18 protein-coding genes are annotated in these 19,339 nt (G+C 67.8%); 9 read left to right on the forward strand and 9 right to left on the reverse strand.

What is annotated here, in order from left to right; all coding sequences use genetic code 11:
- The 6 genes from IED13_RS10255 to IED13_RS10280 are packed head-to-tail and all read right to left on the reverse strand — an operon-like array spanning position 1 to position 4,806.
- A complete protein-coding gene (locus IED13_RS10255) occupies positions 1–1,008 on the reverse strand; it encodes a WD40 repeat domain-containing protein (protein ID WP_191124118.1) in 1,008 nt (335 codons plus the stop codon).
- A 14-nt stretch (positions 1,009–1,022) separates the two neighbouring features.
- A complete protein-coding gene (locus IED13_RS10260; protein ID WP_113253480.1) occupies positions 1,023–1,985 on the reverse strand; it encodes a CobW family GTP-binding protein in 963 nt (320 codons plus the stop codon).
- A gap of 42 nt (positions 1,986–2,027) precedes the next feature.
- Positions 2,028–2,966: a metal ABC transporter substrate-binding protein gene (locus tag IED13_RS10265; RefSeq protein WP_191124119.1), complete on the reverse strand. Its 939-nt coding sequence runs from the start codon at positions 2,964–2,966 to the stop codon at positions 2,028–2,030.
- Positions 2,967–3,002: 36 nt separating this feature from the next.
- A complete protein-coding gene (locus IED13_RS10270) occupies positions 3,003–3,878 on the reverse strand; it encodes a metal ABC transporter permease (protein ID WP_038362885.1) in 876 nt (291 codons plus the stop codon).
- A 19-nt stretch (positions 3,879–3,897) separates the two neighbouring features.
- Positions 3,898–4,632: a zinc ABC transporter ATP-binding protein AztA gene (gene aztA / locus IED13_RS10275; protein ID WP_191124120.1), complete on the reverse strand. Its 735-nt coding sequence runs from the start codon at positions 4,630–4,632 to the stop codon at positions 3,898–3,900.
- A 12-nt stretch (positions 4,633–4,644) separates the two neighbouring features.
- Positions 4,645–4,806 carry a hypothetical protein gene (locus IED13_RS10280; protein ID WP_156115940.1) on the reverse strand — a complete coding sequence of 54 codons (162 nt, stop codon included), beginning with the start codon at positions 4,804–4,806 and terminating at the stop codon, positions 4,645–4,647.
- Positions 4,807–5,063: 257 nt separating this feature from the next.
- On the opposite strand from IED13_RS10280, the gene IED13_RS10285 reads away from it, so the two are divergent.
- The 3 genes from IED13_RS10285 (at position 5,064) to IED13_RS10295 (ending at position 8,680) form a co-directional block, all read left to right on the forward strand.
- Positions 5,064–6,032 (forward strand): TAXI family TRAP transporter solute-binding subunit, encoded by a 969-nt coding sequence (locus tag IED13_RS10285; RefSeq protein ID WP_038362881.1) that lies wholly within the window; start codon positions 5,064–5,066, stop codon positions 6,030–6,032.
- Positions 6,033–6,182: 150 nt separating this feature from the next.
- Positions 6,183–8,318, forward strand: a complete 2,136-nt coding sequence (locus IED13_RS10290) for a TRAP transporter permease (protein WP_191124121.1) — start codon at positions 6,183–6,185, stop codon at positions 8,316–8,318.
- A complete protein-coding gene (locus tag IED13_RS10295; RefSeq protein ID WP_191124122.1) occupies positions 8,315–8,680 on the forward strand; it encodes a DUF1850 domain-containing protein in 366 nt (121 codons plus the stop codon). Before IED13_RS10290 ends, IED13_RS10295 begins: the two co-directional genes overlap by 4 nt.
- A 153-nt stretch (positions 8,681–8,833) precedes the next feature.
- On the opposite strand, the gene IED13_RS10300 is transcribed toward IED13_RS10295, so the two are convergent.
- Positions 8,834–9,073 carry a hypothetical protein gene (locus IED13_RS10300; protein ID WP_038362877.1) on the reverse strand — a complete coding sequence of 80 codons (240 nt, stop codon included), beginning with the start codon at positions 9,071–9,073 and terminating at the stop codon, positions 8,834–8,836.
- Positions 9,074–9,245: 172 nt separating this feature from the next.
- On the opposite strand from IED13_RS10300, the gene IED13_RS10305 reads away from it, so the two are divergent.
- From IED13_RS10305 to IED13_RS10325, 5 genes are read left to right on the forward strand one after another with little or no spacing between them, the layout of a single operon-like run.
- A complete protein-coding gene (locus IED13_RS10305) occupies positions 9,246–10,835 on the forward strand; it encodes a gamma-glutamyltransferase family protein (protein ID WP_191124123.1) in 1,590 nt (529 codons plus the stop codon).
- Between the two features lie 5 nt (positions 10,836–10,840).
- Positions 10,841–12,037, forward strand: a complete 1,197-nt coding sequence (locus IED13_RS10310; protein ID WP_191124124.1) for an amidase — start codon at positions 10,841–10,843, stop codon at positions 12,035–12,037.
- Positions 12,038–12,049: 12 nt separating this feature from the next.
- Positions 12,050–12,676 (forward strand): nitrile hydratase subunit alpha, encoded by a 627-nt coding sequence (nthA, locus tag IED13_RS10315; RefSeq protein WP_133560886.1) that lies wholly within the window; start codon positions 12,050–12,052, stop codon positions 12,674–12,676.
- Positions 12,673–13,332 carry a nitrile hydratase subunit beta gene (gene nthB / locus IED13_RS10320; RefSeq protein ID WP_191124125.1) on the forward strand — a complete coding sequence of 220 codons (660 nt, stop codon included), beginning with the start codon at positions 12,673–12,675 and terminating at the stop codon, positions 13,330–13,332. Before nthA ends, nthB begins: the two co-directional genes overlap by 4 nt.
- On the forward strand, positions 13,319–13,786 hold the full coding sequence (locus IED13_RS10325) for a nitrile hydratase accessory protein (protein WP_318652245.1): 468 nt from the start codon (positions 13,319–13,321) through the stop codon (positions 13,784–13,786). Before nthB ends, IED13_RS10325 begins: the two co-directional genes overlap by 14 nt.
- 3 nt (positions 13,787–13,789) lie before the next feature.
- On the opposite strand, the gene IED13_RS10330 is transcribed toward IED13_RS10325, so the two are convergent.
- Both IED13_RS10330 and IED13_RS10335 read right to left on the reverse strand, forming a co-directional pair.
- Positions 13,790–14,857 carry a nickel/cobalt transporter gene (locus tag IED13_RS10330; protein ID WP_191124126.1) on the reverse strand — a complete coding sequence of 356 codons (1,068 nt, stop codon included), beginning with the start codon at positions 14,855–14,857 and terminating at the stop codon, positions 13,790–13,792.
- Positions 14,848–15,498, reverse strand: coding sequence for a DUF1007 family protein (locus tag IED13_RS10335; protein WP_191124127.1), 651 nt, complete (start codon positions 15,496–15,498; stop codon positions 14,848–14,850). The genes IED13_RS10330 and IED13_RS10335 overlap by 10 nt, the downstream gene beginning before the upstream one ends.
- A gap of 290 nt (positions 15,499–15,788) precedes the next feature.
- On the opposite strand from IED13_RS10335, the gene IED13_RS10340 reads away from it, so the two are divergent.
- The gene (locus IED13_RS10340; protein ID WP_248312534.1) at positions 15,789–19,328 is read left to right on the forward strand and encodes an indolepyruvate ferredoxin oxidoreductase family protein; all 3,540 of its coding nucleotides are present in this window, start codon (positions 15,789–15,791) and stop codon (positions 19,326–19,328) included.
- The last annotated feature ends 11 nt before the right edge of the window (positions 19,329–19,339 follow it).

Genomic DNA, 19,339 nt, shown 5'->3' on the forward strand with positions numbered 1-19,339 from the left:
CTAAGCCGGCAGCGTCAGCACGCCGGCGGCACCGTCCTCGGCACCGAAGGCGAGGCGCTTGCCGGCCTTGTCCCAGGCGAAGGCGCTGATGCCGCTGCCGCGCTCGGCCGGCCGTACCAGCAATTCGGAGCCGTCGGTCAGGCGCACCAGCAGGATGCAGCCATCGTCATAGCCGATCGCCAGAACCAGCGCGCCCGGATGGAAGGCGACGCGGGTGACACGGGCATGGCGCACGCCGCACTCGCGCGGCGCCTTGCCCTGCGGCCCGTCGCCCTGGAAGGGCCAGACGATCGCGCCGTCCGCTCCGCTGGATGCGAGCCAGAGCCCGTCATGCGACCAGGACAGCGAGCGCGGCTTGGCCGGATAGCCGGTCATCCGCATATGGCCCGGCCTGTCGCCGAGCTTCCAGCCATGCAGCGCGTTTTCCTGCATGGAGGTGACGACGAAGCGCCCGTCCGGCGACCAGGCGGCGTCGAGATGCGAGCCCTTCCAGTCGAGGAATTCCGGCTTCGCCTCGGTGTTCGGATACCAGAGCGAGACGCCGTTCATCTGCGCGACGGCGAGGCGATAACCCTTCGGCGCGAAGACGAGGCCTTGCGGCGTGCTCGCGGCCTCCAGCGTGCGGACGCGGCCCTTCTCGTCGCGGGCATGGACCGTCTTGCCGGTGTTCCAGGCGAGATGGCCCGAAGGCGACAGCGTGATCGCGTCGACCCAGCGCCGCTTCGGATCCTTCGCCAGCTCTTCCGGCTCGCCCGCGAACCGCGTTGCGACGACACGCCCGTCATCGCCGCCCGAGATCAGCCGCTCATTGTCGCCGGTCGCGCAGAGGATACCGCCGGCATGGGCCTCGACGCTGTCGGTCGCGCCGTCGCGCCAGCGCAGCACGCGCCCGTCGGCCAGCGCGAAGACGAGCCCCTGCTTCAGCCAGCGGGTGGCGACGACATGGTCTCCCGCCGCGATGGGGACGACATGCTCGCGCAGCGAGGTGGGTTGGGTCAAAGTAGCCATGACGCGGCTTTAACTCACGCCGCGCAGGCTTCAAACCCCTTGCGCAACTCGTTCTCGTTGAGTCCGCGCCCGATGAACACCAGCCGGCTCTCGCGCTTCTCGCCGGCCTTCCAGTCGCGCTGCAGGTCGCCGTCGAGGATCATGTGCACGCCCTGAAAGACGAAACGGCGCGGCTCGTCCTTGAAGGCGAGGATGCCCTTGGAACGCAGGATGCTGGGGCCCTGGATCTGGGCGATCTCGTTGATCCAGGGCATGAACTTCTCCGGATCGACGTCGCCGGGGATCGTCAGCGAGATCGAGCGCACATCCTCGGCATGGTGATGGTGATGGCCGGCCTCGAGGAAATCCGGCTCGATGTCGAGGATGCGGTCGAGGTCGAAGGCCTTGCGGTCGAGCAGCGATGCGATCTCGACATTGCAGCGCTCGGCCTTCTCGAGCCGGGCATAGGGGTTGATCGCGCGGATCTGCGCCTCGACCTCGGCCAACTCATCCGCCGAGACGAGGTCGGTCTTGTTGAGGATGATGACATCGGCGAAGGCGATCTGGTTCTTCGCCTCGGGCGCGTCCTTCAGCCGGTCCTTCAGCCATTTGGCGTCGGTGACGGTGACGACCGCGTCGAGGCGGGTGGCGTCGCCGACATCCTGGTCGACGAAGAAGGTCTGCGCGACCGGCGCGGGATCGGCGAGACCGGTGGTCTCGACGATGATCGCGTCGAACTTGCCCTTGCGCTTCATCAGCCCGTCGAGGATGCGGATCAGGTCGCCGCGCACGGTGCAGCAGATGCAACCGTTGTTCATCTCGAAGATTTCCTCATCGGCACCGACGATGAGGTCTCCGTCGATCCCCGCCTCGCCGAACTCGTTGACGATGACGGCGAATTTCTTGCCGTGCTCCTCGGTGAGGATGCGGTTCAGCAGCGTGGTCTTGCCGGCGCCCAGATAGCCGGTGAGCACCGTGACGGGGATCTTTTCGGACATGATTGCAACCTGATGGCTGGTGGCCTCGGGAGCGGCTGGCCGTCAGGCCGGGCCGGCGGCGAGCGCCTTCTCGATCTCGCTTATATTGTGCTTCATCATGTCGATGTAAGTCCCCGCCGGGCCCGAGGCGTCGGAAAGCGCGTCGGAGTAGAGCGTGCCGCCGATCCGGGCGCCGGATTCCCTGGCGATCTGCTCGATCAGGCGGGGATTGGTGACGTTTTCGAGGAAGACGGCCGGCACCTTCTGCGCTTTGATCTGGCGGATGATGCGAGCGACGTCCTTGGCCGAGGCCTCCGATTCCGTCGAGACGCCCTGCGGCGCGATGAATTCGATGCCATAGGCCTTGACGAAATAGCCGAAGGCATCGTGCGTGGTGATCGCCTTGCGCCGGTCGGCCGGGATGCGCGCGACCGCCGCCTTCACCTCGCCCTCGACGACATCGAGCTTGGCCAGATAGGCCGTGGCATTGGCATCGTAGACCGCCTTGCCGGCCGGATCGGCGGCACCGAGCGCATCGCGGATATCGGCGACATAGATGCGGGCATTGGCGATGTCCTGCCAGGCATGCGGATCGTCATGGCCATGATCGTGGCCGTGCCCGCCCTTCGCGTCATGCTCTTCCTCGGCCGCCTCGATCGGCTTGATGCCCTTGGTCGCGGTCACGACCGTCGCCTTCGTGCCGGAGGATTTGATCAGGCGCGGCAGCCAGCCTTCGAGATGCAGGCCGTTGATGACGACGAGCTTCGCCGCCGCCATCGCCTTGGCGTCGGCCGGCGTCGGCGAATAGACATGGGCGTCGCCATTCGGCCCGACGAGCGAGGTCACGCTGACCCGTTCGCCGCCGACCTGCTTCACGAAATCGGCCAGCACCGAGAAACTCGCCACCACCGGCAGCTTCTGCTGCGCGAAAGCGGCGGTGGGCAATGCCGCGAGGGAGAGCCCCGCGACCAGATAGGCGACAAGGCTGCGACGGTTAGGCATGAAACTCTCCGCTCGAAATGAAACGATATAATGTTTCTATCTTTCAAGATGGGGCCGAATCAAGGCGCGCCGCGCAAGCCCGCCCTGCGAGCCGAGCAGAAGCGAGAGAATGTAGAGGCAACCCGCCGCGAGAATGATCGCCGGGCCGGCCGGCAGGCTCGAGCCCGCCGCATAGGAGACGACGAGGCCGGCATAGCCGGCGACCATGCCGAAGCCGGTCGCCAGCAGCAGCAGCCGCGTGATGTCCGCCGTCCAGAACCGCGCCGCCGCCGCCGGCAGCATCATCATGCCGACCGCGAGCAGAGTGCCGAGCGCGTTGAAACCGGCGACGAGATTGAGCACCACGAGCGCGAGGAACGTCAGGTGGACGAAGCCGCCCGAGCGGCTGACCGAGCGCAGGAAGCCGGGATCGACGCATTCCAGCACCAGCGGCCGGTAGAGCGCCGCCAGCGCCGTGAGCGAAACCGTCGCGACGCCCGCGAGCAGGATCAGCACGTCGTTGTCGAGCGCCAGCACATTGCCGAAGAGGACATGCAGCAGATCGATCGCCGATCCCCGCAGCGAGACGATGGTGACGCCGAGCGCCAGCGAGATCAGGTAGAAGGCGGCGAGCGAGGCGTCTTCCTTCAGCACCGTCGCGCGCGCCACCGCACCGGCGAGCAGAGCCACGGCAAAGCCGGCGGCCAGCCCGCCGATCGTCATCGCCGGCAGCGAGAAGCCGGCGACGAGATAGCCCAAGGCCGCGCCCGGGAGGATGGCATGGGCCATCGCATCGCCGGTCAGGCTCATGCGCCTGAGCATCAGAAAGACGCCGATCGGCGCGCCGGAGACCGACAGCGCCGTCACGCCGACGAGCGCACGGCGCATGAAGTCGAATTCGGCGAAGGGGCCGATGAAGAGATCGTAGAGCATCGGCCTGACCGGAAAAGCGTTACGCCGCGTCGCGCTGGCAGGGGGCGGCGTGGCTGTCGAAGGCCTCGACCATGCGGCGCGCCTTGAGCAGGTTCTCCGGCGTCAGCACATCGGCGGTCGCGCCCCAGGCGACGGCCTCGCGCGCCAGCAGCAGCGTCTGCGGAAAGGCCCGGCGCACCGTCTCGATGTCGTGCAGCACCGCGACGACGGTACGGCTCTCGCCATGCCAGCGCTGGACCAGCGCCAGCAGATCGGCGGTGGTGCGCGCGTCGATGGCGGTGAAAGGCTCGTCGAGCAGGATGATTTCGGCGTCCTGCAGCAGGAGCCGCGCGAACAGCGCACGCTGCATCTGCCCGCCGGAGAGCGTGCCGATCGGCCGACGCTCGAAGCCGGTCAGCTCCACCGCCGCGATGGCGTGCTCGACCTTGTGGGCGACGCTCGCCCCGATCCGCCCGAAGATGCCGGCGCGGCTCCACAAGCCCATCGCGACGAGATCATAGACATGGATCGGGAAGGAGCGGTCGAGCTCGGCCGATTGCGGCAGATAGGCGAGCCGCTTGCCCTTGGCGAGCGAGATGCCGCCGGCGAGCGGGAGCAAGGTACCGGTGATGCCCTTGAGCAGCGTCGACTTGCCGGCACCGTTGGGCCCGACGATCGCGGTCAGGCTCCCCGTGGCGACCTCGCCGGAGAGATGGTGGATCGCCGGGTGACGGTCATAGCCCAAGGTCAGGTCGGTGAGGCGGATGGCGGACAACGCGAACTTCCTTCAGGCGATCACGGCCAGCGTCGCGGCCCAGAGCAGGACGACGACGACAGCGGCCAGCCCGACGCGATTCCAGGCCGACAGGCGCAACAGCGACCAGCCCGGATCATCCGAGACGGCCTGCGAGGCGGCGTGACTGTGGCCATGGTCGTGCGCGTGAGCCATGTGAGACGATATAATATTACATCGACGACGGCACAAGCGATCTTCGCGGCTTGTGCACGCCTCGCGAAGCTCCAGCCTGCCGGGATGAGATACGCGGGTCGAGCCCTGGCCGGATGCGAGCTTCGGCAAGAATCACCCTCGGTAATTGGGCTAAAGGCGCAAGCGAAAGCCATGTCTTGCGCTTTTCCTCGGCCGGCATCCTGCTTACAACTCAAGGCAAGCCCACCGTTCGAGCCGGGCAGATTCAGGGAGCTTCCATGAAAACGCTGTTCCGCGGCCGGCGCCTCGCCGGCCTTGCCGCTGCCGTTCTGCTGGCCGCCGCGCCGGCGGGTGCCCGTGCCCAGGAATTCATCAACATCCTCACCGGCGGCACCTCCGGCGTCTATTATCCGATGGGCGTCGCGCTCTCGAAGATCTATGGCGAGAAGATCCCGAACGTCCGCCCGACCGTGCAGGCGACCAAGGCCTCGGTCGAGAACCTCGTGCTGCTGCAGCAGGGCCGCGGCGAGATCGCCTTCACGCTCGGCGACTCGCTCGACGCCGCCTGGAAGGGCGACGAGGAGGCCGGTTTCAAGACGCCGCTGAAGAAGCTGCGCGGCATCACCGCGATCTATCCGAACTATGTCCAGATCGTCGCCTCGAAGGAGAGCGGCATCAAGACGCTGGCCGATCTCAAGGGCAAGCGCCTCTCGGTCGGCGCGCCGAAATCCGGCACGGAGCTCAATGCGCGCGCCATCCTCGCCGCGGCCGGCCTCGGCTACAAGGATCTCGGCAAGGTCGAATACCTGCCCTTCGCCGAGTCGGTGGAACTGATGAAGAACCGCCAGCTCGATGCCACCTTGCAATCGGCCGGCCTCGGCGTCGCCTCGCTGCGCGACCTCGCCACCTCGATCGAGATCAACGTCGTCGAGGTTCCGAAGGCGGTCATCGACAAGGCGGGCCCGCCCTTCATCAGCACCCCGATCCCGGCCAATACCTATACCGGCCAGACCGCGGCGGTGAACACTGCGGCCGTGGTGAACTACCTCGTCACCCATGAGGGCGTGAAGGACGAGCTGGTCTATCAAATGACCAAGAACATCTTCGAGAACCTGGGCGATCTCGCCGCCTCGCACGCCGCCGGCAAGGACATCAAGCTCGAGCGCGCGCTCGACGGCATGCCGATCCCGCTGCATCCGGGCGCGGCGCGCTACCTCAAGGAAAAGGGGCTGAAGGTCGGTTCGTAAGCGGTCTTTCGCCTTTCCGACGCCTTCGCGGTCATCCCGCCGATCCGGGATCCATGCCTGAACCGTTCCGGCATGGATCCCGGGTCTCTCTCCGGTCGCCCGGGATGACGGCACATTCTTTGACGGCCTGACGCGGAGCCGAGCAGGACCATGACCCACGAGACCGACCAGTTGGAAGCCCTCTCCGGCGCAAGACCGGGCGAGGTCGAGCATGCCGATCTCGACAATTTCGAGCATGGCTTCCCGCCCGGTTTCGGTCCCGGCCGCTGGGGGCTTTTGGCCTATGGCCTCGCGCTCGCCTTCGCCGCCTTCCAGATCGCGATCTCCGCCTGGAATTTCCTGCCGAGCCAGGCGGCGCGCGGCGTCCATGTCGGCTTCCTGCTGCTGCTGAGCTTCGGGCTCATCGCCAATTTCCGGGCGAAGGACACACCCGGGCGGCTGCTCGGCTGGGCGCTGGGCCTGCTCGGCTTCGCGGTCGGCCTCTATCAATGGATCTTCTACGCCGACCTGATCCTGCGCGACGGCGATCCCTCGACGCTGGACCTCGTCGTCGGCACGCTGTTGATCGTGCTGATCTTCGAGGCCGCGCGCCGATTGATGGGCAATGCCCTGCCGATCATGTGCGGCGTCTGCCTGCTCTACTGGTTTTTCGGCCAGTATCTGCCCGCGCCCTTCAACCATCGCGGCTATGGCTACGACCAGATCATCGGCCATCTCTCCTTCGGCACCGAGGGCTTCTACGGCACGCCGATCTACGTCTCCGCGACCTATATCTTCCTGTTCATCGTCTTCGGCTCCTTCCTCGAGAAGGCCGGGATGATCCATCTCTTCAACGACGTCTCGCTCGGCATCTTCGGCGGCACGCGCGGCGGCCCGGCCAAGGTCGCGGTGTTCTCGTCTGGCCTGATGGGGATGATCTCCGGCTCTGGCGTCGCCAATGTCGTCACCGTCGGCCAGTTCACCATTCCGCTGATGATCAAATTCGGCTACCGGCGCGCCTTTGCCGCCGGCGTCGAGGCCACCGCCTCGATGGGCGGGCAGATCATGCCGCCGGTGATGGGCGCGGTCGCCTTCATCATGGCCGAGACCCTGGGCGTGCCCTATGCCGAGATCGTCAAGGCGGCCGCCATCCCTGCGATCCTCTACTTCGCCTCGGCCTTCTGGATGGTGCATCTGGAAGCCGGGAAGTACGGGCTGAAGGGCGTCGAGCGCGCTTTGCTGCCGAGCCCGCTCAAGGCGCTGCGCGAGCGCTGGTATCTCGCCTTGCCGCTCGCCGTGCTCGTCTTCATGCTGTTCCACGGCTTCACCCCGCTCTTTGCCGGCACGATGGGCCTTGCGCTGACGGTCGGGCTGCTGCTCGGCGCGGGCTTTGCCGCCGGCCTGAGCAGGCAGAGCCTGCGCGTCATCTTCTGGATCGGGCTCGGGCTCATCGCCGCCGCGCTCTTCCAGGAGGGGCTCGATGTCCGCTACGTCGCGGGCCTGATCGCGCTTCTCGTGCTCGCCAACGCCTTCACCCTGGGCGGCCGCACCACGCTGGCGATCAGCCGCGACGCGCTCGCCGACAGCGCCAAGACGGCGCTGCCGGTCGGCATCGCCTGCGCCATCGTCGGCACGATCATCGGCCTGATGACGCAGACCGGCATCGGCACCACCTTCGGCGCCTGGATCATCGGGCTCGGCCAATCCAGCCTGTTCCTGGCGCTGGTCCTGACGATGATCCTCTCGATCCTGCTCGGCACCGGCATCCCGACGATCCCGACCTACATCATCGTCGCGGCCCTGGCGGCACCGGCGCTGGAGAAGCTCGGCGTGCCGCTGATCGTCAGCCACATGTTCGCCTTCTACTACGGCATCATGGCCGACCTCTCGCCGCCGGTGGCGCTCGCGGCGCTGGCCGCTGCGCCGATCGCCAAGGAGAACCCCGACAAGATCGGCTGGGAGGCGATGCGCGTCGCACTTGCCGGCTACGTCATCCCCTTCATCGCGGTCTATTCGCCGGCGCTGATGCTCCAGGCCGGAGATCCCATGGCCAACGTCATCGGCTTCTGGCCGGCGGTGATCTACGCCACCTTCAAGGCCTCGGTCGCGATCGGCCTCTTCGGGATGGTGGCGATCGGCTGGCTCTTCGGCCGGCTGACCGTCGTGGAGCGGGTGCTCTGCTTCGTCGCGGCGGTGCTGCTCTTCGGCGAGTTCGCCTATAGCGACCCGCTCGGCTATGGGCTGACGGCGGCGATCATCGCACGGCACTGGTTTGCCGCGCGCCATGCGGAACCGGCGGCGGCATGAGTCTGTGCCTTGCGGCCGGCGCGCTCCTCGTCTCGCTTGGCCATGGCGAGATCACGCTGGGCTGGCGGCATTCGGTGCAGAAGACGCTGTGGGAGGAAGTCTGGCGCGAGACCCCGGCGGGGCTTGTCCTCGTCGAGGCCCGCATCGAGGGCTCGGGCGCCGGCATGGACCCGCCCCACGGCGCCAGGCTGATCGACGGCTTCTGGCGCTGGCACCCCTCCCTGCCGGCACTGCCCGAGGTGGTGCTGCGCCGCTCCGGCGCCACCGCCGACTGGCGCCTCTGCATGGACGGCGCCTGCAAGCCGATGAGCGATTATCTACCGGCCGAGGCCGACCCGGTCAGGCTGAAGGTTTGCGAATGAGTTTGGTGAAATCGCGTTGAAGCGCGGTCATCCCGGACAAGCCGCTTTTGCCGCTCTGATCCGGGATCCATGCCAGAACACCGATCGGAGATGCTCAGGGATGGATCCCGGGTCTCCGCTTCGCCCGGGATGACGAAGAGGGTGGGTTTAGCCTCAATCGACCGTGGTGAGATGCTCGACCTTCAGCACGCGCCGCATCAGATTGACGAAGCCATAGGCCGCGAAGACCGAGAACACGGCCATCATGATGTACTCGAACATCGTGCCGAGATCGAACATGCCGGCGATGGCCCAGCCGGCCGCGAGCGCGACGCCGAAGAGCTCGACCGCGATCAGGATTCCCAGCGAAACCACGATGGTCAGGCTGCGCCAGTTGGTGTGCCGTCCGGCCATGCTGTCCTTCCTTCGAATGCCCGCCTTCGCGGACACATTGTCGAGCACTGGCGCCTTCACGCCGCCATGCGCCCAACGCACCTAGCGGACACAGCCGCGCCATGCAACAAAATCGCGCCCCGAAGGCGCCCTTGCGCCAGATGGGGACGCATGGGGAGATTGAAAAGTCCTGATGGTCGATACGCCTGTCTTCGGTTCGGCCGCAGTCGCCGCGCCCCATCATCTTGCCTCGGAAGCCGGCCGCGCCGTCCTCGCGGAAGGCGGAAATGCCATCGAAGCCATGGTCGCGATGGCCGCCACCATCGCCGTGGTCTATCCGCATATGAACGGCATCGGCGGCGACGGCTTCTGGCTGATCCACGAGCCCGGCGGCAAGATGCATGGCATCGAGGCCTGCGGCCCGGCCGGGACGCTCGCGACGATCGAGCGCTATCGCGCCAAGGATTACGACAGCATCCCGGCGCGCGGCCCGGAAGCCGCGCTGACCGTCGCCGGAGCCGTCGAGGGCTGGCGTCTCGCGCTCGACCTCTCCAGATCCCGCGGCGGCCGCCTGCCGCTGCGCGAATTGCTTGCCGATGCGCTCCGCCACGCCCGCGAGGGCTATGCGGTGTCCCCTTCCGAATGCGGCAACCGGCCCAACGAGCTGGAAGCGCTGAAGGCCGCGCCGGGCTTCCTCAAGACCTTCTGGCCTGACGACGCGCCACCCAAACCCGGCAGCCATCGCAAGATGGAGGCGCTGGCCGAGACGCTGCAGCAGCTCGCCGGTGCCGGGCTCGACGATTTCTACCGCGGCGATGTCGGCCGCGAGATCGCCGCCGATCTCGAACGCATCGGCGCGCCGGTGACGCGCGCCGATCTCGAACGCTACCACGCCCGCACCGTCACCCCACTCGCGCTCGCCTTGCCCGGCCTCACGGTCTGGAACATGCCGCCGCCGACGCAAGGCCTGGCCGCCCTCGTCATCCTCGGTCTGTTCGAGCGGCTCGGCCGGGTCGAACTCGATTCCTTCGCGCATCATCACGGGCTGATCGAGGCGACGAAGCGCGCACTCGCCATCCGCGACCACCATGTCACCGACCCCGCTTATGCGACCGGCGATCCCGCCCGCTTTCTGGGTGAGGCGATGCTGGCCCGCGAGGCCGCCGAGATCGATGCCAGGCGCGCCGCGCCCTGGCCGGTGAAGCAGAGCCATGGCGACACGATCTGGATGGGCGCCATCGACGGCAAGGGCCTCGCCGTCTCCTACATCCAGTCGATCTATTGGGAATACGGCTCCGGCTGCGTGCTGCCCGCGACCGGCATCCACTGGCAGAACCGTGGCATCTCCTTCTCGCTCGACAAGGCCGCCGCGAATCCGCTCATGCCTGGCCGAAAGCCCTTCCACACGCTGAATCCGGCCTTCGCCCGCTTCGACGACGGCCGTATCCTCGCCTATGGCGCGATGGGCGGCGACGGCCAGCCGCAATTCCAGGCGCAGATCCTGACGCGCTACCGCCTTGGCCAGAATCTCGCGACCGCGATTGATGCGCCGCGTTGGCTCTTCGGCCGCACCTGGGGCTCGGCCTCCACCGGGCTGAAGGTCGAAAGCCGCTTCGATTCCGCCCTGCTGGAGCGGCTCGACGCCGCCGGCCATCCGGTCGAGGAGAGCGGACTGGCCTATTCCGAGGGCTTCGGCCATGCCGGCATGCTGGTGAAGCATGCGAATGGCCGCGTCGAGGCCGCGCACGATCCGCGTTCCGATGGCGATGCGAGGGGGATCTGATTCACATGACCTATGACGACCCGTTCCGCTGCTTCGTGCCCTATCCCGACGCGGCGGTGAAACACAGCCCGACCGGTCCGCTCGCCGGGCTGACGCTGGCGGTGAAGGACCTCTTCGACGTCAAGGGCTACCCGACGGGCGCGGGATCGCCGATTGTGTTGGCGCAATCCGGCATCAAGACCAAGACCGCGCCGATCGTGAAGGATCTGCTGCAGGCCGGCGCGCGCTTCGTCGGCAAGACGCATACCGACGAGCTCGCCTTCTCGCTCAACGGCAAGAACGCGCATTTCGGCTCGCCGATCAACCCGGCCGCGCCGGACCGGATCACCGGCGGCTCCTCCTGCGGCTCGATGGCAGCCGTCGCGGGGCGTCTCGCCGACATCGCTGTCGGATCCGACACCGGCGGCTCGGTCCGGGCGCCGGCGAGCTATGGCGGGCTCTTCGGCATTCGTCCCACCCATGGCCGGCTCTCGCTGAAGCGGGTCTGGCCGCTGGCGGAAAGCCTCGACACGCCCGGCTGGTTCACCCGCGACGGCGAGGTTTTTGCCCGCGTCGGCAACGTCCTGCTCGGCAAGGACCGCACTGAACTGCCGGAGGTGCCGCGCCTGCTGCTGGCCGACGACATGTTCGCCCAGGCCGTGCCGGAGGCCGAAACGATCCTGCGCAATGTCGTGCAGCGGGCGCTGCCCAGCGTCGGCCAGCCGGAGAGCGTCAAGCTCGTGCGCGACATCGACGCGCTCTACTGGGCCTTCCGCTGGATCCAGGGCCGCGAGGCCTGGGCCTCCGACGGCGCCATGATCGAGCGCTTCGCCCCGCCGCTGGGGCCGGGCGTGAAGGAGCGCTTCGCCTTCTCGAAAACCGTGACGGATGCCGAATACGCCAAGGGCGAGGCGACGCGAAAGACCTTCCGCGCGCGGCTCGCCCGCCTGCTCGGCCAGGACGGCGTGCTGATCCTGCCGACCGTGCCGGACATCGCGCCACTGGTCAGCGCCGAGGAGCCCGAGCTGGAGGATTTCCGCAACCGGGCGCTGAGGCTGCTCTGCCTGTCCGGCCTGTCGGGCTTCCCGCAAGTGACGATTCCGGTGGCGCAGCGCGAAGGCGCGCCGCTCGGCCTGTCGCTGATCGGGCCGAAAGGCTCGGACAAGTCGCTGATCGCCTTCGCCGTCGCCTATCAGCGCGCCACGCGCGTCAGGATCGCCTGAGAGGAGGCCCGGATGAGCGGACACCATCACGACCACGACCACGATCACGACAACCACTTCACCGCCATCGAGGCGCGGGTGAAGGCGCTGGAGACGCTGATGGTCGAGAAGGGCTATGTCGATCCGGCCGCACTCGACGCCATCGTCGATACCTACGAAACCAGGGTCGGCCCGCGCAACGGCGCCCAAGTCGTCGCCAAGGCCTGGACCGACCCGGCCTATGCCGAGCGGCTCAAGGTCGACGGCACCGCAGCGGTGGCCGAGCTCGGCTATGGCGGGCGCGGCGGCGAGCATATCGTCGCCTGTTTCAACACGCCGGAGGAGCACAACCTCGTCGTCTGCACGCTCTGCTCCTGCTACCCTTGGCCGGTGCTGGGGCTGCCGCCGGTCTGGTACAAATCCCCGCCCTACCGCGCCAAGGCGGTCATCGATCCGCGCGGCACCCTCGCCGATTTCGGCGTGACGCTGCCGGAGGGCCAGCGCATCCGCGTCTGGGATTCCACCGCCGAAACCCGCTTCATCGTGATCCCGATGCGTCCGGCCGGCACCGAAGGCTGGAGCGAGGAGAAGCTGGCGAGCATCGTCAGCCGCGATTCGATGATCGGCACCGGCCTGCCCCATGTGGAGGACGCGGCATGAACAGCGCCCACGACCTCGGCGGCCAGATGGGTTTCGGCCCGGTCGTGCCGGAGCCGGACGAGCCGGTCTTCCACGGCGATTGGGAAAAGCGCGTGCTCGCGATCAATGTCGCGGCCGGTGCGATGGGCGCCTGGAGCATCGACGAGATCCGTCATCATCGCGAGAGCCTGCCGCCGGCCCAGTATCTCTCGGCGAGCTATTACGAGATCTGGCTCGCCGCGCTCGACAAAGTACTGGTCAAGCACGGCTTCCTGACCTCGGCCGAGCTCCTTTCCGGCAAACCCGCGCCCGGGCGCCGCGAGCCGAAGCGCGTGCTCAAGGGCGAGGAGGTGCCGGCGGTGCTCAGGCGCGGCTTCCCTTATGAGCGCGAGGCGAAGGCGCCGGCACGCTTCACTGTCGGCGACAAGGTCCGCACCGTCGTCATGCATCCGCAGCACCATACGCGGCTGCCGCGCTATGCCCGCGGCAAGCAGGGCGTGATCGAGCGCGTCACCGGCTGCCATGTCTTCCCGGATACCGGCGCTCAAGGGCAAGCCGAGACGGCACAGTGGCTCTACACGGTGGTCTTCGCCGGCCCCGAGCTCTGGGGCCGCGACGGCGATCCGACCTCTACCGTCAGCATCGAGGCCTGGGAGAGCTATCTTGAGCCGGCCTGAGACCGATCTGCGCATCGATCACGATGTGATCGATGTCCAAAATTCGGAGCATTGCTCTTCCGAAAAACCGGAGGCCACTTTTTCGTGCGATGCTCTGGCGCTGGCCGCGGACACGCCGATCCCGCGCGATGTCGAGGGGCCGGTCTTCACCGAGCCCTGGCAGGCGCAGGCCTTCGCGCTGGTCGTCGCCCTCCAGAACCGGGGCGTCTTCACGGCGGATGAATGGGCGCAGGCGCTGGGTGCCGAGATCCGCGAGGCCTTGGCTGCGGGCGGCTGCCGCGACGGCTCGGATTATTACGAACGCTGGTGCGAGGCGCTGGAACATCTGCTGATCGAAAAGGGCCTCGCCTCGCATGCTGGCGTCGACGCGCTTGCCGCCTCCTGGGCGCGGGCCGCCGAGGCGACGCCGCATGGCAAGCCGATCCTGCTGGAGAACGATCCGCTGCGGAGCTGAGCCTCAGCTTCCCATCCCGCCGATCCACAGGCCGAGCGAGAGTGCGGCGCCGAGCACGACGATGAAGGCGGCCGCCACCAATTCGAGCCCGGCGAGCAGTCGCACCGCCCGCAAGCTGCCTCCGCTGGCGAATTTCAGCGCCGCGAATTTGAAGAAGACGGCGAGCGCCGCCAGCGCCCCTGTCGTGATCGCGGTACCCAGCGCCATGGCGAAGGCGGCGGCGATGCCCGCCCAGTAGAGCCCCTGCGAGGCTGCGAAGACGAGGATGATCAGCGCCCCCGCGCAGGGCCTCAGGCCCGCGGCGAGGACGACGCCGGCCATGTCGCGCCAGTCCCGGAGCCCGGCGACCTGCTGCGCATCCGGCATATGCACGTGGTCGCAGGACGCATCATGCGCGGCGGCCCCCTGCCCGAGCACCAGGAAACTGCCCGCCTTGCGCCAGAGCACGAGCAGGCCGACCAGCGCGACGAGCAGGAAGCTGCCCTGCTCGATGGCACTGGTCGCCATGTTCATTTTGACGGCGGTGGTGCGGAAGATCAGCGTCGCAACCGAGACGATGGCGATGGCGACGAGCGCCTGCAGGATCGCCGCGGCGAAGCTGAGCGAGAGCCCGCGCTTCAGGCTGCGGTTGTCGGCGACGATATAGCCGGAGATCACCGCCTTGCCGTGGCCGGGCCCGGCCGCATGGAAGACGCCGTAGCCGAAGGACAGGCCGAGCAACCCCCAGACCGCTGTCGGCGTCTGGGCGATCGCCTTCAGCGTCGCGGTCAGCTCGCGATAGAAGCTCGACTGCCAGGCGATCAGCACGGCGCCGAAGCCCGTCGTCGAGGGCAGCGCCTCGCGCGGCAGCGCGGTCCCGAACGGGTTTCGCGGCGGCGGCGGGGCCGGCGGGCTCCAGAGCGAGATGCCCCAGGCCAACAGGCCGAGCGCGGCGGCGACCAATGCCAATGCCAGCGCGGCGACGACGATGCGCGACAACAGCGACGTCGCCCTTTGCGAGCCCTCGGCCTGAGGAGCGCCGGAAGCGCGCGGCTCTTCGGGATGAGGACTGAGGGGGGTCGTCAGGGACATGCCACCAGCGCCCGCGTCGTGACCTCGTAGCCGCTCATGTCCGGCGTCGCGGTGATGTCCTCCTGCGCCAGCTTCTGCGCGACGTCGTCGGCGAGCTTGGGCGGGCGATTGACCCTGACGATGCAGCCGGCCGGGGCATCGCGCGTCACCACGGCGTCCGGCTCATCGACGATCTCGAAGGCGACGAAATAGGTGGGGTCGCCGACCTCGATGCCGAAGGAGCGGCTCTTCGGCGGCGGATGTTTGAGCGGCAGCGTGTAGTTCAATGTCAGGATCTTGTTCTCGAAGACGAGCCCGGCATCGGTCGGCGTGCCGAATTCCTGCTTGCGGCCATTGACCTTGGCGATGGTGAAGAACTCGACCTCGGGCAGCGAATCCATGTTCACCTTGGCGAGGTCCGCCAGCTCGTCCGGCGTCAGCTTGCCGTCGCCGTTCTTGTCGAGGCCCTGGGTGATATAGGCCGAATAGGCCTCGTCGAAGCTCCAGTGCTGCCGGATCGCCTTCACCGTCCCATCCGGCGCGAACAGGATCTCGGCCTTGGCCTTCACCCAGACATGCGGATGCGCCTGCGCCGGCCCCGCCAGGCAGGCGGCGAGCAGGGTGGCGGCCGGCAAGGCCGTAAGAAACGCACGTCCCGTCAAGAACGGTATCCTCCACAGATCCGGAGCCGAGGGCGATAAGGCCGGCCCGCAACGATTTTGCGACCGGGCCGTCGCAGCCTTCGCCGCGAATCGGGGCCAAATCGCGGCGCAGGCATTTCGCGCAAGGCTGCCCGTGCCGGCAAGACTGGACCTCCTCGCAAAAACTGGAACAATGCCAATGTGATTGACCGCCTTCGGGCGATATGTCAGCGTTGCTGACATATCTTGCATCGAGACAGGTCGAGAGGCCGGATCAACCGGCCCGCGGGAACGACGATCGGGAGGCCGGCATGACTGAGCCAATGCGCGATTCCAGCGTCGATGCGGGCACGCTTCGCTCCGTCGCGCTCGACGACAAATACGACCTCGGCAAGCGGGACATCTTCCTGACCGGCACGCAGGCCGTCGCCCGCATGCTCTTGATGCAGCGCGAGCGCGACCGGCGGGCAGGGCTGAACACCGCCGGCTTCGTCTCAGGCTATCGCGGCTCGCCGCTCGGCGGGCTCGACCAGCAGCTCATGCGCGCCGGCAAGGCCCTGACCGCGGCCAACATCGTCTTCCAGCCCGGGCTGAACGAGGACCTCGCCGCCACCGCCATCTGGGGCACGCAGCAGGCCGAACTGCAGGGCGAGGGCAAATATGACGGCGTCTTCGCGCTCTGGTACGGCAAGGGGCCGGGCGTCGACCGCTCGGGCGACGTCTTCCGCCACGGCAACATGGCCGGCACCTCGCCTCATGGCGGCGTGATCTGCCTGATGGGCGACGATCACACCGCGGAATCCTCGACCAACGCCCACCAGACCGAATTCGTCCTGGTCGATCGGATGATGCCGATCCTGAACCCCGCCGGGGTGCAGGAGATCATCGATTACGGCCTGCACGGCATTGCGCTCTCGCGCTTCGCCTCGGTCTGGGTCGGCATCAAATGCGTCAAGGACAACATCGAATCGACCGCCTCGATCGACGGCGCGCTCGACCGCGTCTCGATCGTGACGCCGACGGACTACGTGCCACCGCCGGGCGGGCTTGCCATCCGCCGCGAACTGGATTTCGTCGAGCAGGAGCGACGCCTGCATCTCTACAAGCGCGACGCGATGCTGGCCTATCTGCGCGCCAACCGCCTCAACCGCATCGTCACCCATGGCGGCCGGGAGCCGCGTATCGGCATCGCCACCGTCGGCAAATCCTATCTCGACGTGCGCCAGGCGCTGGAGGATCTCGGCATCGACGAGGTCCGGGCCAATGATCTCGGCATCCGCCTGTTCAAGCTCGCCTGTCCCTGGCCGATCGACCCGGCCGAGCTGAAATCCTTCGCGGAGGGCCTGGACCTGATCATGGTCGTCGAGGAGAAGCGTTCGCTGATCGAGGTGCAGGTCCGCGAGGAGCTTTACGGCGCGGCGCATCAGCCCATGGTGATCGGCAAGAAGGACGAGAACGGCAATTGGCTCTTCCCCGTCCATGGCGCGCTCGACCCCAATGACATTGCCATCGCGCTGGGTGGCCGCCTGCTACAATACCGCGACGATCCCGCCCTGCGCGCCCGGCTGGAGGAGATCGCCAAGGCGCAAGGCAGGCTCGCCGAGGCGCAGGAGATCGCGAAGCGCACGCCCTATTTCTGCTCGGGCTGCCCGCACAACTCCTCGACCGTCGTGCCCGAGGGCTCGCGCGCCTATGCCGGCATCGGCTGCCACTACATGGTGCAGTGGATGGACCGCGACACCGCCGGCTTTACCCAGATGGGCGGCGAAGGGGCGAACTGGATCGGCGAGGCGCCGTTCTCGACGCGCGGCCACGTCTTCCAGAATCTCGGCGACGGCACCTATACCCATTCCGGCTCGCTCGCGATCCGCTGGGCTGTCGCGAGCGGCGTCACCATCACCTACAAGCTGCTCTATAACGACGCCGTCGCCATGACCGGCGGCCAGCAGGCGGAAGGCCATCTCTCGCCCGACCAGATGGCAAGGCAGGTCGCGGCCGAGGGCGTGAAGCGCATCGCCGTGGTCAGCGACGACCCCGGCAAATATCCTCCCGGCACGCAATGGCCGGCCGGCACGACGCTGCACCACCGCGAGGAGCTCGACGCCGTCCAGCGCGAGCTGGCGGCGACGTCGGGCGTCTCGCTGCTGCTCTACGACCAGACCTGCGCCACCGAGAAGCGCCGCCGCCGCAAGCGCGGAGCCTATCCTGACCCCGACAAGCGCGTCGTCATCAACGAGCTGGTCTGCGAGGGCTGCGGCGATTGCGGCGTGCAGTCGAACTGCGTCTCGGTGCAGCCGCTCGAGACCGAATTCGGCCGCAAGCGCCAGATCGACCAGTCCAACTGCAACAAGGATTTCTCCTGCGTGAAGGGCTTCTGCCCGTCCTTCGTAACGGTCCACGGCGCCCGTCCGAAGAAGGCGGAGCCGATGCGTCTCGATGCGCAGGCGCTGGGCGAGGCCGATATCCCCGAGCCCGCCGTGCCGGCGCTCGACCGCAGCTTCGCCGTGATCGTCACCGGCGTCGGCGGCACTGGCGTCGTCACCATCGGCGCGATCCTCGGCATGGCCGCCCATCTCGAGGACAAGGGCTGCGGCATGATCGACATGGCCGGCCTCGCCCAGAAGGGCGGCGCCGTCTTCAGCCACGTCAAGCTCGCGCCGAGACCCGAGGACATCCACGCCATCCGCGTCACGGCCGGACAGGCCGATCTCGTTCTGGGCTGCGACCTGACCGTCACCGGCTCGAAGAAGGTGCTCGGCGCGATCCGGCCCGAAGGCGGCATGGTCATCGTCAACACCGCCGAGAGCCTGCCGGGCGACTTCACCCGCAATGCCGACTTCTCACTGCCGACCGAACGCCTGAAGCGCGCGATCCTCTCGGCGGCGGGCCGCGACAACACCCGCTTCCTCGACGCGACCGCGACGGCGGTCGCCTTCCTCGGCAATGCCATCGCGGCCAATATGCTGATGCTCGGCCATGCCTGGCAGCTCGGCGCCGTGCCCTTGTCCCGCGCGGCGCTGCGCCGGGCGATCACGCTCAATGGCGAGGCCGTGGCGATGAATCTCGAGGCCTTCGAGCTCGGCCGCCGCGCCGCGCACGATCCGGCCGCGCTCGACGCGCTGCTGGCGCAGGCCAAGGCGCCGACAGCCGCCCGCCATCTCTCGGAGACGCTCGACGAGATCATCGCCCGCCGCGTCGCCTATCTCACCGCCTATCAGAACACCGCCTATGGCGCCCGCTACCGCCATCTCGTCGCGCGCGTGCAGACGAAGGAAGCGGCCGTCTCGCCCGGCCAGAGCGCGCTCAGCGAGGCCGTCGCGCGCAATCTCTTCAAGCTGATGGCCTATAAGGACGAATACGAGGTCGCGCGCCTCTACAGCGACGGCGCCTTCCGCCAGCAGCTCGCCGCGACCTTCGAGGCCGACGGCAAGGATGGCAAAGCGCTGCGCTACGAATTCCACCTCGCCCCGCCGCTGTTGGCCAGGCGCGATCCGAACACCGGCCTGCCGCGCAAGATGAGCTTCGGGCCGTGGATGATGGGGGCCTTCTCGCTGCTGGCGAAATTCAAGGGCCTGCGCGGCACCGCCTTCGATCTCTTCGGCTACACGCAGGAACGCCGCACCGAGCGCCGGCTGATCGCCGATTACGAGGCGCTGCTGAACGAGATCCTGACCCGGCTTTCGCCGGAGAACCACGCGCTCTGCATGGCGCTGGCCGCGATCCCGGAAAAGATCCGCGGCTTCGGCCACGTCAAGGAGCGGCACCTGAAGGCGGCGAAGGCCGAGGAGGCGATGTTGCTGGGGCAGTTGCGTGAGGGGCTGCCCGCGGCCTTGCCGCAGGCGGCGGAATAGCCGGCAACGCT

It is taken from the genome of Allobosea spartocytisi, assembly GCF_014764685.1.
Lineage (GTDB): Bacteria > Pseudomonadota > Alphaproteobacteria > Rhizobiales > Beijerinckiaceae > Allobosea > Allobosea spartocytisi.